This window comes from Anaeromyxobacter terrae, assembly GCF_022690685.1.
Lineage (GTDB): Bacteria > Myxococcota > Myxococcia > Myxococcales > Anaeromyxobacteraceae > Anaeromyxobacter > Anaeromyxobacter terrae.
Map to the genome: position 1 here is coordinate 1 of NZ_JALCYY010000013.1, position 14,958 is coordinate 14,958.

Sequence of the window (14,958 nt, forward strand, 5' to 3'; positions counted from 1 at the left end):
GCCCGCGCGCGCCGGCCGGCGGCCGGGGCTGCGGCGAGCTCCCGGGCGCGCGGCGTGCCGACGGCGACCAGCGCCGCCTCGAGCGCCGCCACGACGGCGCGGACCGCGAGGAGCGCAGCGGCCGCGCCGGCGAGGACGACGAACTGGCGGATGGCGGCGTCGGGGTGCATTTCGCGCCGGGACCCTAGCAAAAGGGCGGGATCGCGGCGGGGGCGGATCTGTTATAAAGCCGCGCATGGCGAAGAAGGCGCGGGTGTACGTCACGCTCAAGCGGGGGGTGCTCGACCCGCAGGGCTCGGCGGTGAACCGGGCGCTCCACGCGATGGGCTACGGCGAGGTCTCCGACGTCCGCCTCGGGAAGTACATCGAGGTCACGATCGACGAGCAGGCGCCGGAGGCGGAGGAGCGCAAGCGGCTCGAGGAGATGTGCAGGAAGCTCCTCGCGAACACGGTCATCGAGGACTACCGGATCGAGCTGTGATGAAAGTCGGAATCGTCACCTTCCCCGGCTCGAACTGCGACCACGACGTCTACCACGTGGTGAAGCACGTCTGCGGCGCGCCGGCCGAGTACGTCTGGCACAAGGACCGGCTCCCCGCCGGGCTCGACGCCGTGATCCTCCCCGGCGGCTTCAGCTACGGCGACTACCTCCGCTGCGGGGCGCTCGCGCGCTTCTCGCCGGTGATGGAGGACGTGGTCGAGTTCGCGAAGCAGGGCCGGCCCGTCCTCGGCATCTGCAACGGCTTCCAGATCCTCTGCGAGTCGGGGCTCCTCCCCGGCGTCCTCATGCGGAACGCGTCGCTCAAGTTCATCTGCCGCGACGTCACGCTCCGCGTCGAGGGCGGCGAGACGCCGCTCACCCGCGGGCTCGCGGGCAGGACGCTCACGATGCCGGTGGCGCACGCGGAGGGGAACTACTTCGCGGACCCGGAGACGCTCGACCGGCTCGAGGGCGAGGGCAGCGTCGTGTTCCGCTACGTGGGCGGAGCGCCGAACGGCGCCGCGCGAGACATCGCCGGCATCTGCGGCGGCCCGCGCCGCAACGTCGTCGGGCTCATGCCGCACCCGGAGCGCGCCGCCGAGCCGATCCTCGGGCGCGACGACGGACGGCGGCTGTTCGAGTCGCTGCTCTCCTGACCGCGCGGCGGGCCGGCTCCCGGGCCGGCCGCGCGACGAGCCCCTCGGAGGCGTCGCGAGTGCAGGTCGACATCCAAGGACCCGCGGGTCGGCTGGATGCGCTCGTCGAGGAGCCCCTCGGCGACGTCGGCGCGCCGCGCTTCGCCGCGATGGTCTGCCACCCTCACCCGCGCTTCGGCGGCACGATGCACACGCACGCCGCCCACCGGCTCGCGAAGGCGGTCCGTGCCGCGGGCGGCGTCGCGCTCCGCTTCGACTTCCGCGGCGTGGGTCGCAGCGCCGGCGTCTACGACGGCGGCCGGGGCGAGGCGGACGACGCGCGCGCCGCGCTCGCCTGGCTCGCGCGCGAGCGCCCGGAGCTCCCCCGCCTCGCGGCCGGCTTCTCCTTCGGCGCGTGGATGGCGGTGCTCGCGGGCGGTGACGACCCCGGCGTCCGCGGCCTGCTCCTCGCCGGCCTCGCCCTCCGCTCCGCCGATCTCGACCTCGTCCGCGACACGGCGCAGGTGACCGCGGTGGAGAAGCCGATCGCCGTCGTGCAGGCGGCGAACGACGAGTTCGGCACGCCCGACGAGGTGCGGCTCGCGCTCGCCGGCTCGCGCGGCCCGCGCCTGATCGCGGTGGTGCCGAACGCCTCGCACCTCTTCACCGAGGATCTGGCGGCGCTGCAGCGCGAGGCCGAGACGGCGATCGCCTGGTTGCTGGGGGACGGGCAGCGCTGACCGCGCGGTGCGTCGTGGGCGGCTACATCGGCGCGTGGGGCGAGTCGATCCGCCCGCCGTTGCCGCCGGCGTGACCGTCGGCATACTCGCGGACCGCGTCGAGCAGCTCCTCGAGATCGAAGGGCTTCTGGATGAAGCCCGCCGCGTCCATGCCGGCCACCCGGCCGAGCGCGGAGAGCACGACCACGGGGATGTCGGAGAGCTCCGGATCGCCCTTCTGCGCGGCGCGGAACTCCCAGCCGTTCATGCCCGGCATCATGAGGTCGAGCAGGACGATGTTCGGGTGCACGGCGCGCGCCTTGCGCAGCGCCTCGGCGCCGTCGCCGGCGCCGTGCACCACATAGCCCTCGTCCGCCAGGACCTCGGCCACGGCCTCTCGGATGTCGCTCTCGTCGTCCACCACAAGTACGGAGACCATTCTGGATAAGAATTACGGACGGTTGGAACGAGAGGCAAATCGGCGGCGCGCGGAGGGTCGGGTACGCCCCAAACGGCTGATGGAAGTCCGGCGGCTGTCCTCGACAGGGACCGGCCGAGCGCGCGCCTTGCGCGGGCTCTCCGGCGGCGCGGCCGATCGGACGCGAGCCGGGGACGTACACGCTCTGTCCGTACGCCAGTCCCTCGACTCCGGGTCCGGCCCCGTGCCGCGGACTCCCCGTACGTGCTTCACGTACCGGCGAACTGGACCCCTTCGAAGACGAGCGTCGGCGTCCGCATTGCCGAGTAGGGGTACGGGTCGTTGCCCACCGCGGTGAGCCGGTTCCAGAGCTCGAGGTGGTTGCCCGACACGTTCATCTCCCCCACCGGCTCGGCGAGCCGGCCGCCGCGCACGCGGAAGCCGCGCACGCCGAGCGAGAAGTCCCCGGTCGTACCGTTCGAGTTTCCGCCCAGGAAGCCCGTGACGAGCACGCCCTCGCCGAGGTCGGCGAGGAGCTGGGCCTGCGACCTTCCGCCCAGCGCCCAGGCGAGGTTCGAGCTGCGCGAGGTGGTGGGCGGGATGCCGAGCTTCCGGCCGTAGTAGGTGTCGACGTAGTAGCTCTTCAGCACGCCCTGCTCGAAGACCGGGAACGGGCGGGCGGCGATGCCCTCGCCGTCGTAGAGACGCGAGCCGAGCCCGCGCGGCACGAGCGGATCGTCCTTCACGTGGAGGCGCGCGCTGCCGACCTGCACGCCGAGCTTGCCCTCCAGGAACGAGCGCTTCTGCTGGATGGCTGCCGCGGCGAGCGGGCCGAACAGCATGCCGACCATCCTGCCGGAGGCGCGGTTGTCGAGCGCCATCGTCAGCACCGCCGACTCGCCCTTGCGGGTCCCGATGCGGGCGATGGCCCGCTCGGCGGCCCGGCGGCCGATCGCCTCGGGCGCCTCCATCGCGCTGCGGAACCGGCCGCCCGACGCCGCGTACTCCTCCGGCCTCCGGCCGTCGGGATCCTGGACCGCCACCTCCGCGCCGATCCAGAAGTCGGTCCCCTGCCGCTCGCCCTCGAAGCCGTTCGTCTGCACGAGCGCGCTCTCGGAGCGCGTGTCGGAGACGCTCGTCGTGACGGACAGGATCGCGCTCGCGCCGGGCACGGCGCGCGCCGCGGTCTCGATCGCCTCCGCCTCGGCGCGGCGCCGGGTGGCGTCGACCTTGGAGTAGTCGGGATCGTCGAGCTCCAGATCGACCTTCGCCTGGCCGCGGTAGAGCTCGGGGTCGGGGAGCCGCCGGTGCGGATCGGGCGCGAGCGTGCGGGCGAGGGCGACGGCGTCCTCGACGAAGCGGTCGAGCGCGTCGGGGCGCAGGTCGCTCGTGGAGACCGCGGCGTAGCGGCCGTCGACGTAGAGGTCGAGGCCGAGGCCGCGCGTCGTCGCCTCGGACACCTTCTCCACCTTGCCGTCGCGCCAGGCGACCTCGACGTGGCGGGCGCGGTAGGAACCGGCGGACGCGTCGGTCGCGCCCTTCTCGCGCGCGAGCGCGGCGGCGCGGCGGGTGATCTCCAGGAGGTCGGACATGGGAGGGACCGTTCCTTCGGCTCGCCCTTCGACGGGCTCAGGGCGAGCGGAGCAGTGCAGCGATGGGCCGCTCGTGGTGACCCCTCGACAGGCTCGGGGGAACCACGAGCGGGGAGAGGGTCATGAGCCGCGGCCGCCGACGGCCATGGAGGAGAGGGTCATGAGCCGCGGCCGCCGACGGTCATGGAGGAGACGCGCACGGTGGGGAGGCCCTGGGAGACGGGCACGCTCTGCCCGTCCTTGCCGCAGGTCCAGCCGCCCTCGTCGATGGCGAGGTCGTCCGAGACCATGTCGACGCGCTCGAGCGCCTGCGGGCCGTTGCCGATGATGTTCACGTCCTTCACCGGCCGCGTGAGCTTGCCGTCCTCGATGAGGTAGCCGTTCTTCACGTAGAACGTGAAGTCGCCCGCGCCGATGTTCACCTGGCCGTTCGAGAAGTTCATGCAGTAGATGCCCTTCTTCACCGAGCGGATGATCTCCTCCGTGCGGTGCGGACCGGGCAGCATGTAGGTGGAGCGCATGCGCGGCAGCGGCGCGTGGCGGTAGCTCTCGCGCCGGCCGTTGCCGGTGGGCCGGACGCCGAAGTGGCGCGCGGAGATCGCGTCGTGCAGGTAGGTCGTGAGCACGCCGTCCTGCACGAGGTGCGTCGTGCCGGCGTCGTTGCCCTCGTCGTCCACGTTGATCGCGCCGCGCGCCCCTGCGTTCGCGGCGTCGTCGACGATCTGCACGAACGGCTGGGCGATCCGCTTGCCGATCTTGTCGGCGTAGATCGACACGCCCTTGCGGTTGAAGTCGGCCTCCATGCCGTGGCCGATCGCCTCGTGGAGGAGGATGCCGGACGAGCCGGCGGCGAGGACCACCGGCATCTCGCCGGCGGGTGGCGTCACCGCGTCGAACAGGATGGTGGTGCGGGCGACCGCCTCGCGCACCACGCGGTCGAGCCGCTCCGGCGAGTAGAAGTCGAAGCCCGCGCGGCCGGCGACGTTGTAGCCATTCTGCTCGCGGCGGCCGTTCGCCTCGGCGAGCACGGAGAGGTAGAGGAGCGTCATCGGCTGACGGTCCTCGACGATGCGGCCGGAGGAGTCGGCGATGAGGATCGCGCCCGACTCGTCGCGCAGGAAGAGGTTCACCTTCTTGATGCGCTCGTCCGCCGCGAACGCGCGCTCGTTGAGGCCCGCCAGGAGCGGCAGCTTCTCCTGGGGCCGGATCTCCTCCCAGGGACGGATGAGCGGGTAGCGATCGGGCAGGCCGGCCCGGACGTGGAGCCGCTCCGGGATGGGCCGCGAGGGGCCGTCCGCGATCGCCGCCGCGGTGCGGGCGCACTCGAGGAGCGCCGGCAGGGAGAGGTCCTCCGTGTAGCCGTAGCCCGTCTGGTCGCCCTTCACGACGCGCACGCCGACGCCCAGCTCGACCGTCGCGTAGGCGCGGTTCACCGCGCCGTCCTCGAGGCCGAGGTCGGACCCCACGCGGTGCTGGAAGAAGACGTCCGCGTGCTCGCCGCCCCGCGCGAGCGCGGTCGCGAGCGTCTGCGCGATCATCCGCTCGGTCACGCCGAAGCGCGCGAAGTAGCCGATGCCCTCGCTCGTCCCCGCCTGGGTGGCCGGACGAGCAGCCGTATCCTGGTTCATCCCGTTCCTTGCTCCGTCGAAGGTCGCGACGGCGGCTACATTCATAACCGTCCCGGCCGAACTTGGCCGCTCGGCGTCATCCGCGTCTCCCCGCGGGCCGAGGATGCGCGGCCCCTCCCCTCCCGCTCGGGCTGGGCCTGTCGAAGCCCGAGGGACGGAGCAGCCGCAGCCCGGCCCCCCAGGGATCCGAGGCAACCCGGCCGAAAAGGGATAAACCAATCGTCATGCCCACCGCTCACGTGAACGGCACAGAGCTCCACTACCGCGACGCCGGCACCGGCAACAAGGACGTGCTGCTCCTCCTGCACGCGTTCCCGCTCCACTCCGGCATGTGGCAGCGGCAGATCGCGGCGCTCGAGGGGCGCTGGCGCGTCATCGCGCCGGACTACCGCGGCCTGGGCCAGTCCACGCCGCGCGGCGAGGCGTCCACGATGCAGGTCCTCGCCGAGGACGTGCGGGCGCTGCTCGCGCACGTGCGCGTCGAGCGCGCGGCGGTGGCCGGGCTTTCGATGGGCGGCTACCTGTCGCTCGAGCTGTACCGCCAGATGCCCGGGTTCTTCCGCGGGCTCGCGCTCTGCGACACGAAGGCGACGGCCGACACGGACGAGGCGAAGGCCACGCGAGAGAAGTTCGCCAAGACCGCGCTCGAGAAGGGCCTCGAGTGGGTGGCGGACGAGATGATCCCGAAGCTCCTCCGCCCCGACCCCGACCCGGCGGTCGTGAAGGAGGTGCGCGACCTCATCCGCCGCGGCACGCCCGCCGGCGTCGCCGCCGCGCAGCGCGGGATGGCCCAGCGGCCGGACTCGACCCCGACGCTCGCGAAGATCACCTGCCCGACCCTCGTCATCGTGGGCGAGCAGGATTCGCTCACGCCGCCCGCCGAGTCCGAGAAGATGGCCAAGGCGGTGAAGGGCGCGAAGCTCGTCAAGGTGAAGAAGGCGGGGCACCTCGCGAACCTGGAGGCGACCGAGGGGTTCAACGCGGCGCTGCAGAAGTTCCTGGACGCGTTGCCGGCGTAGGCACGAGCCGTCACCTCGCGCGTGCCAGCGCGCTACGGCGGTAGAGCGATCCCGCCGCGCTCGTCGCCGCGACCGTCCAGCGGCCGTCGCGCTCGAGGTAGCGCTGGAGGAGCGAGCCGTTCTGCACGAGCGCGAGGCTCACGCCGGAGCGGGTCACCCAGCCATCGAGCCACGCGGCGTCCGCGCGGACGTAGCCGAGCATGAACTCGTCGCCGTAGAGCTCCCAGCGGTCGTCCACGAAGACGCGTAGCCCGGGAGCTTCGTACGCGACGAACGCGCCGAACGGCATGTCGTTCAGGATGGGCGCGCCGGCCGGCGCCTCCCGCTCGGCCTCGACGAGCGCCGGGACGAGGTCGACGGGCCAGCGGCGCTCGTCGAGGCGCGCGAGGAGCGGCGACCGACCCGATGCGGCCGCGACGATCGCGACCGCCGCGACCGCGGCCGCGATGCCGCCGACGCCGACCAAGGCGAAGCGCGGCCCCGGCGGCGTACGCGGAGCGCTGCGCACCCGGAAGCCACGGCGCGCGAGGGCGTCCGCCCAGCGAGCCGAGGGGAGGAGCTCCGCGAGCGCGAGGGCCGCAGCGATCGCGAAGAAGGGCGCGTGGCGGATGCGATCGAACGCGAGGACGAGCCAGACGAGCGGTACGAGCGTCGAGGCCCGCAGCGCGGTGCGCGACGCCCCCGCGAGCGCCGCCGCGTAGAGGGCCACGAGCGCGATCACCTGCCACGATCCGGTCCGCGCCAGCGACGCGTGCTCCACGATGAAGCGGGGGAGTCCGGGCGAGGCGAGGATCGCGAACCAGGCGCGCGCCGTGTCGAGGCCGTAGGGAGTGACGGGGATCGTGGCCACGCTCGCCACGGCGAGCGCGCACACCCCGACCGCCTCCCGCCGGCTCCGGATCGGAGACCGCGCTCCCGCCACCCACGTACCGAGCCACGCCAGGGCGAACAGCGCGAGCGTCGCGAGCCCACCCACGACCGCGCCGTGCGCGTTCACCCACGCGAGGAACACGATCGGAACCGGCCAGAGCGCGATGAGCCCGCGGCGTCCGGCGTCCACGTCGGCGAGCCGCGCGTACAGCCACGCGAACGCGAACATCGACAGCATGTGCGGCCGGACGTGGAAGTGGTGCGCGCTCGCCACGACGGTGAGCGCCACGACGAGCAGCGCCCAGAGGGCGCTCACGCCCGCGGCGACGAGGCGGGCATGGATCCAGGCGAGGAGGAGCGCGATCCCGCCGGCGGTCGCGACGACGAGCGCGTCGAGCCCGCCCAGCCGGTGGAGCGCGGCCATGAGACATTCCCCGAGCCACTGGTGCGCGATCCAGGGCCGGCCGCCGAACGTGAAGCTGAGCCAGTCCTCCCGCGGAAAGCCGTGCGCGAAGATCCGCTCTCCCGCGAGGGTGTGCCAGAGCGTCCCAGGGTCCTGCAGGAGCCTCGAGCTTCCGGCGAGCGCGACGGCCGCGAAGGTCAGCGCGAACACGAGGCCGGCGCTCGCCCTCCGGCGCTCCGGCTCCCCCCGCCCGGCTCCCCCGCGTTCGGCTCCCAGCGACGGCGCGCCTCTCGACCCGGAGCCGACGAGGGCCCCGCGGGCCCGGACGCGGCGGAGGCTCGCTCGTAGAGCCGCCAGGCTCGTCACGGCGGCCACTTCGCGACGACGTTCGCGAACAGGCCGTTGACCGCCTCACCGAAACTGACGACCGTCGCGAAGATGGCAACCGCGATCCCCGCGAGCATGATCGCGTACTCGGCAGCGGTCGGGGCAGTCTCGTCGTTCCACAATGCGCGAAGCACTGCGCGGCATTCGGCGGGGACCATCGAGCGCCTCCCGATCACTTGACCAGCTTCGGCGGCGGGAGCAGCCCGAAGAACTCGCAGCCGGCCGTCGCCTTCGTCGGAACGTCGCAGTGGAGCGTCAGCACGAGCACCTTCGAGTTCTTGCTCCAGCACTCGGAGCCCGGCGGCAGCGGCTGATCCGTGGGGAAGTCCCTCACGAGTCCCGCGTAGGCGACCGTAACGCTCGCGAACCCGACGAGCGGCGCAGCCTTCACGAACTTCGAGTCCGTGCCCCCCGTCGTCGTGCACGTGCCGGAGGGGGGTGGGGCCTCGCACGGAAGCTCCATGATGGGAACCGGGTACGGCCCCTTCCCGACGAGGTACGCGAAGTCGTCGATCGTCGGGTTCAGGTTCGAGCCGTTCGCGACCTCGACGAGGACGTTGGGGTCCGCGAACACCGGCGACCCGCACGTCGGCGGATCGGTCTTGAAGCCATCCAGCATCATCCGGATGTAGCTCGTGCTGACGTCCGGATACTGGTTCATCACCGTGAACCCGATGTTGTCGGCCGAGTCGCTGTGGAAGTAGAGCGGCAGACCTTCCTCGCAGGTCTTGAGGCCGCCGGTCTGGTTCAGGATCTGGCACTTGGCGAACGCGAGCGGAAGGCCGCACTGCTCGACGCACGGGCCTCCGCGCACGGCGATCGCGTCTGCCCCCACGTCGGCGGTGTTCTTGTCGCCGAGGAACACCGGGAAGAAGACCGGAGCCGCGTTGCTCCCGGCTCGCGTCGTAGTGACGTGCACGGCGTTCGTCGCGTTGAGGAGCTCCGGCGTCGAGGTCGGGTCGGAGATCGGGAAGAACTTCTTCGAGTTGACGCTCCAGTAGCCGAACTCGACGATCGTGTCCGAGTTCTTGATCGGCTCGAAGTCCGTCGCGTGCCTTCCCGCATAGTCGAGCGCAGCGACCCGCGCCTTCGCGATGCCGTCGGCGGTGCCGTTCAGGTCCCACGCACCCGCGAGCGCGCCTGAGTCGCTCGCGTTCTGCAGCTCGCCTCGTACCGACATCAGGTGCCCGACGTTGAGCGACAGCGCCATGAACCCGCCGAGCACGAGCAGCATGATCGCGACGATGACCGCGACCGCCCCTCGCTCACGTCTCCCGCCCTGGGCGCGCATCTCGTCCTCCTACCTCGCAGGCGGCACCGACGGCGCAAGCGGCCGCTGCCGATCCCGGTTCGCTTGCGGCGAGAGGAGCAGGACCGGCGGCTCCTCGACCCGCTCGCCCTTCGGAGCGAGGCTCTTCCGGTACGTCTCGGCGATGATGGTCGCCTCCTGCGAGTCGAGCCCGTCGAGCGCGGCCGGTGCGGGCCCGCGCGGAGCGGCGGGGTTCGCGCGCTGCGCCGTCATGATCTCGCGCATGGCGCGGCCATGCGTCTCCGTCAGGTGCTCCCTCGCGCATCCGGCGGCGAGCACGACCAGCGCCGCCACGACGACCGTCTTCATTGCAGCCTCCCCGAGGGCACCTTCTCCGGCCGCGCCGGCTCCGACGGAACCGCGCGGTTGAGCTTGCGGGCGACCTCTTCCAGATTTGCGCGAGCTCGCGCGAGCCCCGGCGCGAGCCGCACCGCGTCCGAGTACGCCTCGAAGGCCTGCGGCAGGTTGCCGGCGAGCTCGTACGCGTAGCCGAGGTTGTTCTTCGCCTCGGCGGGCGGGCCACCGACGCCGAACTGCTGCGCCGCGCGCGTGAAGTCCCCGGCGCGCGCGTACGCGAAGCCGAGGTTGTTGTGATAGCGCGCCGGCAGCGGGTCGAGCCGCAGCGCCTGCTGCAGGCGTGTGAGCGCGTCCTGGGTGCGGCCCTGCCGGTAGAGGGCCCAGCCCCAGTCGTTCAGGTACGACGCGTTCAGCGGGTCGAGCTCCGTCGAGCGCCGGTGGTGCTTCTCGCCGTCCGCCCAGCGCTTCGCCTCGTCGTGCACGATCGCGAGCGCGGCGTGCGCCGGGGCGTAGTTGCGGTCGAGGCGCAGCGCCTCGCGGAGGTCGTTCTCGGCGTCGTCCGTGAGGCCCTGCCCGCGGTACGCGCGGGACCGGAGCGTCAGGGTGGGCGCGGAGCGCCCGTCGCTGTCGTGGATCGCCTGGATCGCGGCGAGCGCATCGCCGTACTGGTGGCGGTCGACGAGGTCGCGCGCGACGGCGAGCCGGACGCCGGAGACGCCGCCCGTTCCGGCGTGTCGCGCCGTCGCACACGCCGCCAGGAGGACGACCGCGGAGAGCAACGCCAGGGAGCTCATCCGGCTCATCGCGTCCCCCCGAGCATGGGCAGCAGGGTCTTCGAGATGTTCACTGCGGCGGGGCCGATGATGATGGCGAACAGCGCGGGCAGGATGCACAGCACGAGCGGGAGCGTCATCTTGACCGCGACGTAGGCCGCCCGCTCCTCCGCGCGCTGCATGCGGCGGATGCGGATACTCTCCGCCTGCACGCGCAGCGCCGCGGCGATGCTCGTGCCGAAGAGCTCGGTCTGCGTGAGGGTCGCCGCCAGCGCCCGCAGCTCGGGGGAGCCGGTGCGCGCCGCGAGCCGGCGGAAGCCGTCCATGCGCGGGATGCCCGCCTTCACCTCCAGGAACGTGAGCCGCAGCTCGCTCGAGAGGAGCCGCCACGCGAGCGCGATCTCCGCGGAGACTCGCTGCAGCGCCGCGTCCAGGCCCAGGCCCGCCTCGACGCACGTGACGAGGAGATCGAGCGCATCGGGCAGGGCGCGGTCGATCTGACGCAGGCGGTTCGCGACGCGCGAGGACAGCCAGAGGTTCGGCAGGAAGAAGCCAGCGCCGCCGAGCCAGATGGCGATCCCGAGCGCGAACGGGAAGGGCTCGGCGCGCGTCGCGTTCACGAACAGGAATCCGAGCAGCAGCCCGAAGGACAGGATCGCCTTCGTCGCGACGAAGATCGTGGGCGCACGCATCGAGCGGAACCCCGCCCAGACGAGCTGTCGCCGCAGGCGCGACTCCGCGTCGTCGCCGTTCGTCGCGGAGCTCCGGCGCGCGGCGGCGTTGTCGAGACGCTCGCCTGAGACGACCGCCGCGACCGGCGTGGCGTGGGGGTCCGGCGCCGCGGCGCGGAGCCGCCGCACGGCGGGATCCCGGTCCGAGCTGAAGGACCGCGCCGCGGCGGCGAGCGAGCCGATTGCGACGGTGACGAGGCATCCCATCGCGAGCGTGAGCGGATCGAGCAGCATGCGCTAGACCTCCAGCTGCGTGAGGCTCCTCAACCACACGATCCCCGCGGCCCAGCTCGCGATCGCGTAGCCGACGATCCAGTGTCCGGACGGGTTCTCGGCGAGCGTGCGCAGGTATCCCGGGTTCATCACCGACACCGCGAGCGCGACGATGATCGGCAGGACGCCGAGGACCCATGCCGAGGCGCGGCCCTCCCCGGTGAGCGCGCGCAGCTTGCCGTAGAAGCGGTACCGCTGCCGGATGGTGTCCGCGATCTTCTCGAGGATCTCGGCCAGGTTCCCGCCGGTCTCCCGCTGGATCACCGCCGAGACGGCGAAGATCTTCACGTCCGAGTTGCCAGGGCAGCGCTCCGCCATGTGGAGGACGGCCTGCTCGAGCGAGAGCCCCAGGCGCTGCTCGTCGTACGAGCGCGCGAACTCGATGCAGACCGGCTCGGGCATCTCGCCGGCGACGACCTGGAACGCCGAGGTGAGCGCGTGCCCGGCCCGCAACGAGCGCGCCATCATCTCGAGCGCCTCGGGCAGCTGCTCGGACACCTTGCGGCTTCGGCGGCTGCGCGCGGAGAGCACGGACAGGAGCGGCGCGCCGGCGCCCACGACGCCCAGCAGCAACGCGACCGGCACCCCGAGCCGCAGGACGAGGCCGAGCAGCACGCCGGTCCCCGCGGCCCCCGCGGAGATCGCGACGAGCTGCGCGACCGTCCAGCGCGAGTCGGCCTGCTCGAGGAACTGCTCGATCGACCGCGCGCCCGGGATCGGCGCGATGAGCCCCTCCGCCCAGGCCTGGCGCGCGATGCGGCCGCGGCGCAGCAGCTCGGCGTCGAGCGCGCCCTCCTTGCCGATGGCGCGGAGGCGGCGGCGGAGCTCGGCCCGGCGGCGGTCGCCGACGAACTGGAGCCCGTAGTAGATCGCCTCGACGGCCGCGAAGATGGCGAACGCGACGGCCGCGAACAGGAGCTCGCGCATCAGCGCTCCTCCAGCACGTGCGCGGCGATCGCCGCGGGGTCGACGCCGAACTGCGCGATCCGCGTCATGGCGCGGGCACGGATCCCGGTCGGGATGAACTCGCCGATGACCTTGCCGGTCGCGTCCACGCCGCTCTGCTCGAACCGGTAGATCTCCTGCATGGTGATGGCGGCGCCCTCGGTGCCGGTGATCTCGGCGATCGACATGATGCGGCGGCGGCCGTCGGTACCGCGGTTGAGCTGGGCGATGATGTTGAGCGCGCGGGAGATCGTCGCGCGGGTCGCGCCCTCGCTGAGCGGCACGCCGCTCATGCCGATCATGGCCTCGATGCGGGAGAGCGCGTCGCGCGGCGTGTTCGCGTGGACGGTCGTCATCGAGCCCTCGTGGCCCGTGTTCATCGCCTGCAGCATGTCGAGCACCTCGCCGCCGCGGACCTCGCCGACGACGATGCGGTCCGGGCGCATGCGGAGCGCGTTCTTCACGAGGTCGCGGGCGAGGATCTCGCCCCTCCCCTCGATGTTGGGGGGCCGCGTCTCGAGCCGGACCACGTGCCGCTGCTGGAGCTGGAGCTCGGCGGAGTCCTCGATGGTGACGATGCGCTCGGAGTCGGGGATGAACGACGAGAGCGCGTTGAGGAGCGTCGTCTTGCCGGCGCCCGTGCCGCCGCTGATGAGGACGTTCAGCTTCGCCTTCACGCAGGCACCCAGGAAGCCGACCGCCTCCGGGGTGAGCGCGTTGTTCGCCACGAGGTCGCGGATCTTGAGCGGCGACACGCCGAAGCGGCGGATCGACAGGATGGGGCCGTCGATCGCGAGCGGCGGGATGATGGCGTTGACGCGGGAGCCGTCGGCGAGGCGCGCGTCCACCATCGGAGACGTCTCGTCGACCCGGCGGCCGACCTGCGCCACGATGCGGTTGATGATCTGCTGCAGGTGCCCGTTCGAGCCGAACCGGACCTGCGTCAGCTCGAGCTTGCCGCGCCGCTCGACGTACACGGTCGAGTAGGTGTTGACGAGGATGTCGGAGATGGTCGAGTCGGCGAGGAGCGGCTCGAGGGGCCCGAGGCCGGTGAGCTCGTCGAGGAGCTCCCCCACCATGCGCTCGCGCTCGAGTTGGTTGAGCGGCAGCTCCGACCGGCCGATCTCGCCGGACAGCACGGCCCGCAGCTCGTCCCTGCGGCGCTCCGGCGGGAGCCGCTCGAACGCCTGGAGGTCGAGCTTGTCGATGATGCGGCGATGCAGCTCGGTCTTCAGGTCGTGGAACACCTCGGGCGCGGACTCCGGCGCGAGCGCCGACGCCGCGGCCGGGGTGGCCGAGCTCGCGCGCTGGCGCAGCCGCTCACCGAGTCCCACGTGCGCCTCCCGTCAGCCGCCGCCACCACGGCGTGCGAGCGTCGGGCTTCGGACCGTCGGGTCCGAGCAACGCCGCGACTGCCTTGACGTCACGCGTGATCGGCGCGCGCGGGCCGACCTCGGCGAGGGTCGCGCCGCGCCCGACGGCCTTCGCGAGCAGGGCGAAGTCGTTCGCGACCGTCGCGGTGACCGGCAGCCCGACCGTGTCCGCGATCACCTCGCGCGTGACGTTCGAGCGCGCCTGGTAGCGGTTGACGACGAGGAGCAGCTTCGCGTCGTCGTAGCCGAGCTTCCGGAAGATCTCGACCGTGCGCTGGGCGTTCCGGACCGCCGGGACCTCCTGCGTCACGATCACGACCACGCGGTCGGAGGCGTCGAGCGCGGCGAGCGAGCGCTCGTCGAAGCCGTGCAGCCCGTCGAGGAGCACGCTGCCGTAGTGCTGGCGCAGGAACCCGACGAGCTGCGTGATCGCGGGCGCGTCGATCTTGTCGGCCTCGTCGAGCCGGTCGCCCTGCGCGAGCACGCTCATCCCGGCGCGGTGCCTCGCGACCGAGCTGTCGAGCAGGTCGCGATCGAGCCGGCGCAGGTTCGCGAGCACGTCGGAGACGGTGTAGGTGCTCTGAAGGTCGAGCAGGGACATGGCGTCCCCGAGCTGCAGCTCGAGGTCCACGAGGCACGCGCGCGCGCCGCTCGCCGCGACCGCCGCGGCCGCGTTCGCGGCGATCGTCGTCGCCCCCATGCCGCCCTTCGCCGGGAAGAACGCCGTCACCGAGCTCGTCGCCCCCGTCTGCGTGGGGCGCACCAGCGCGCGGACGGCCACCTCGAGCCGCTCGGCCTCGCCCGCGACGACGTACTCGCGCGCGCCGGATCGCATCGCGCGCAGGATGAGGTCCGGGTCCTTCGACTCGCCGACCACCGCGACGCGCACGCCGCCCGCCGCGAGCCCGGAGATCGAGCGGAACGCCGTCTCGGGGTCGCCGTTCAGGCCCACCACCGCGATGGCCGGCTTGCCGGGCTCGGCGACCGCGCGCGCGGCGTCGCTGACGTTCCGCAGGGGGAGGTCGTCCAGCGCCGAGAGCAGCGTGCTCTGCGCGCTCGCCTCGAGCCCAGTGACGTAGAACGGGATCGGATCCATGGTCGCTCC

General features: G+C 72.6%; 16 protein-coding genes. 4 read left to right on the forward strand and 12 right to left on the reverse strand.

Annotated features, from left to right (window positions below):
- The first annotated feature begins 235 nt into the window (after nucleotides 1–235).
- Genes purS through MNY62_RS07765 form a run of 3 tightly spaced genes read left to right on the forward strand, consistent with a single transcriptional unit; the run spans nucleotide 236 to nucleotide 1,856 of the window.
- Nucleotides 236–481, forward strand: a complete 246-nt coding sequence (gene purS / locus MNY62_RS07755; protein ID WP_242343556.1) for a phosphoribosylformylglycinamidine synthase subunit PurS — start codon at nucleotides 236–238, stop codon at nucleotides 479–481.
- Nucleotides 481–1,137, forward strand: coding sequence for a phosphoribosylformylglycinamidine synthase subunit PurQ (gene purQ / locus MNY62_RS07760; protein WP_242343557.1), 657 nt, complete (start codon nucleotides 481–483; stop codon nucleotides 1,135–1,137). The genes purS and purQ overlap by 1 nt, the downstream gene beginning before the upstream one ends.
- A gap of 59 nt (nucleotides 1,138–1,196) precedes the next feature.
- A complete protein-coding gene (locus tag MNY62_RS07765; protein ID WP_242343558.1) occupies nucleotides 1,197–1,856 on the forward strand; it encodes an alpha/beta hydrolase in 660 nt (219 codons plus the stop codon).
- A 22-nt stretch (nucleotides 1,857–1,878) separates the two neighbouring features.
- Here the strand turns inward: MNY62_RS07765 and MNY62_RS07770 are convergent, their stop codons facing one another.
- The 3 genes from MNY62_RS07770 to MNY62_RS07780 all read right to left on the reverse strand — a co-directional run bounded on the left by MNY62_RS07770 (nucleotide 1,879) and on the right by MNY62_RS07780 (nucleotide 5,473).
- The gene (locus MNY62_RS07770; RefSeq protein WP_242343559.1) at nucleotides 1,879–2,274 is read right to left on the reverse strand and encodes a response regulator transcription factor; all 396 of its coding nucleotides are present in this window, start codon (nucleotides 2,272–2,274) and stop codon (nucleotides 1,879–1,881) included.
- 248 nt (nucleotides 2,275–2,522) lie between these two features.
- Nucleotides 2,523–3,845 carry a TldD/PmbA family protein gene (locus MNY62_RS07775; RefSeq protein ID WP_242343561.1) on the reverse strand — a complete coding sequence of 441 codons (1,323 nt, stop codon included), beginning with the start codon at nucleotides 3,843–3,845 and terminating at the stop codon, nucleotides 2,523–2,525.
- A gap of 158 nt (nucleotides 3,846–4,003) precedes the next feature.
- The gene (locus tag MNY62_RS07780) at nucleotides 4,004–5,473 is read right to left on the reverse strand and encodes a TldD/PmbA family protein (RefSeq protein ID WP_242343562.1); all 1,470 of its coding nucleotides are present in this window, start codon (nucleotides 5,471–5,473) and stop codon (nucleotides 4,004–4,006) included.
- A 224-nt stretch (nucleotides 5,474–5,697) separates the two neighbouring features.
- Here MNY62_RS07780 and MNY62_RS07785 point away from each other — a divergent pair, with 224 nt between their 5' ends.
- Entirely contained in the window at nucleotides 5,698–6,492 is a 795-nt protein-coding gene (locus MNY62_RS07785) for an alpha/beta fold hydrolase (protein ID WP_242343563.1), read from the forward strand.
- Nucleotides 6,493–6,502: 10 nt separating this feature from the next.
- Here MNY62_RS07785 and MNY62_RS07790 read toward each other — a convergent pair whose 3' ends face one another.
- The 9 genes from MNY62_RS07790 to MNY62_RS07830 all read right to left on the reverse strand — a co-directional run bounded on the left by MNY62_RS07790 (nucleotide 6,503) and on the right by MNY62_RS07830 (nucleotide 14,949).
- Nucleotides 6,503–7,975 (reverse strand): hypothetical protein, encoded by a 1,473-nt coding sequence (locus MNY62_RS07790; protein WP_242343564.1) that lies wholly within the window; start codon nucleotides 7,973–7,975, stop codon nucleotides 6,503–6,505.
- A 152-nt stretch (nucleotides 7,976–8,127) separates the two neighbouring features.
- Nucleotides 8,128–8,310: a Flp family type IVb pilin gene (locus tag MNY62_RS07795; RefSeq protein WP_242343565.1), complete on the reverse strand. Its 183-nt coding sequence runs from the start codon at nucleotides 8,308–8,310 to the stop codon at nucleotides 8,128–8,130.
- Nucleotides 8,311–8,324: 14 nt separating this feature from the next.
- Nucleotides 8,325–9,443 (reverse strand): TadG family pilus assembly protein, encoded by a 1,119-nt coding sequence (locus MNY62_RS07800; protein WP_242343566.1) that lies wholly within the window; start codon nucleotides 9,441–9,443, stop codon nucleotides 8,325–8,327.
- A gap of 9 nt (nucleotides 9,444–9,452) precedes the next feature.
- Nucleotides 9,453–9,770 carry a hypothetical protein gene (locus MNY62_RS07805; RefSeq protein ID WP_242343567.1) on the reverse strand — a complete coding sequence of 106 codons (318 nt, stop codon included), beginning with the start codon at nucleotides 9,768–9,770 and terminating at the stop codon, nucleotides 9,453–9,455.
- Complete coding sequence (locus MNY62_RS07810; protein ID WP_242343568.1) at nucleotides 9,767–10,552, reverse strand: tetratricopeptide repeat protein; 786 nt, start codon at nucleotides 10,550–10,552, stop codon at nucleotides 9,767–9,769. The genes MNY62_RS07805 and MNY62_RS07810 overlap by 4 nt, the downstream gene beginning before the upstream one ends.
- A 5-nt stretch (nucleotides 10,553–10,557) precedes the next feature.
- Nucleotides 10,558–11,496 carry a type II secretion system F family protein gene (locus MNY62_RS07815; RefSeq protein WP_242343569.1) on the reverse strand — a complete coding sequence of 313 codons (939 nt, stop codon included), beginning with the start codon at nucleotides 11,494–11,496 and terminating at the stop codon, nucleotides 10,558–10,560.
- Between the two features lie 3 nt (nucleotides 11,497–11,499).
- On the reverse strand, nucleotides 11,500–12,462 hold the full coding sequence (locus tag MNY62_RS07820; protein WP_242343570.1) for a type II secretion system F family protein: 963 nt from the start codon (nucleotides 12,460–12,462) through the stop codon (nucleotides 11,500–11,502).
- Nucleotides 12,462–13,814, reverse strand: a complete 1,353-nt coding sequence (locus MNY62_RS07825) for a CpaF family protein (protein WP_242343572.1) — start codon at nucleotides 13,812–13,814, stop codon at nucleotides 12,462–12,464. Before MNY62_RS07825 ends, MNY62_RS07820 begins: the two co-directional genes overlap by 1 nt.
- Nucleotides 13,801–14,949, reverse strand: coding sequence for an AAA family ATPase (locus tag MNY62_RS07830; RefSeq protein ID WP_242343574.1), 1,149 nt, complete (start codon nucleotides 14,947–14,949; stop codon nucleotides 13,801–13,803). Before MNY62_RS07830 ends, MNY62_RS07825 begins: the two co-directional genes overlap by 14 nt.
- Between the last annotated feature and the right edge of the window lie 9 nt (nucleotides 14,950–14,958).

What these genes read in the sequence shown, in the direction of transcription:
- purS (WP_242343556.1), top strand. Translation starts at nt 236, where the DNA reads ATGGCGAAGAAGGCGCGGGTGTACGTCACGCTCAAGCGGGGGGTGCTC.
- purQ (WP_242343557.1), top strand. Translation starts at nt 481, where the DNA reads ATGAAAGTCGGAATCGTCACCTTCCCCGGCTCGAACTGCGACCACGAC.
- MNY62_RS07770 (WP_242343559.1), bottom strand. Translation starts at nt 2,274, where the DNA reads ATGGTCTCCGTACTTGTGGTGGACGACGAGAGCGACATCCGAGAGGCC.
- MNY62_RS07775 (WP_242343561.1), bottom strand. Translation starts at nt 3,845, where the DNA reads ATGTCCGACCTCCTGGAGATCACCCGCCGCGCCGCCGCGCTCGCGCGC.
- MNY62_RS07780 (WP_242343562.1), bottom strand. Translation starts at nt 5,473, where the DNA reads ATGAACCAGGATACGGCTGCTCGTCCGGCCACCCAGGCGGGGACGAGC.
- MNY62_RS07785 (WP_242343563.1), top strand. Translation starts at nt 5,698, where the DNA reads ATGCCCACCGCTCACGTGAACGGCACAGAGCTCCACTACCGCGACGCC.
- MNY62_RS07795 (WP_242343565.1), bottom strand. Translation starts at nt 8,310, where the DNA reads ATGGTCCCCGCCGAATGCCGCGCAGTGCTTCGCGCATTGTGGAACGAC.
- MNY62_RS07800 (WP_242343566.1), bottom strand. Translation starts at nt 9,443, where the DNA reads ATGCGCGCCCAGGGCGGGAGACGTGAGCGAGGGGCGGTCGCGGTCATC.
- MNY62_RS07805 (WP_242343567.1), bottom strand. Translation starts at nt 9,770, where the DNA reads ATGAAGACGGTCGTCGTGGCGGCGCTGGTCGTGCTCGCCGCCGGATGC.
- MNY62_RS07810 (WP_242343568.1), bottom strand. Translation starts at nt 10,552, where the DNA reads ATGAGCTCCCTGGCGTTGCTCTCCGCGGTCGTCCTCCTGGCGGCGTGT.
- MNY62_RS07815 (WP_242343569.1), bottom strand. Translation starts at nt 11,496, where the DNA reads ATGCTGCTCGATCCGCTCACGCTCGCGATGGGATGCCTCGTCACCGTC.
- MNY62_RS07820 (WP_242343570.1), bottom strand. Translation starts at nt 12,462, where the DNA reads ATGCGCGAGCTCCTGTTCGCGGCCGTCGCGTTCGCCATCTTCGCGGCC.
- MNY62_RS07830 (WP_242343574.1), bottom strand. Translation starts at nt 14,949, where the DNA reads ATGGATCCGATCCCGTTCTACGTCACTGGGCTCGAGGCGAGCGCGCAG.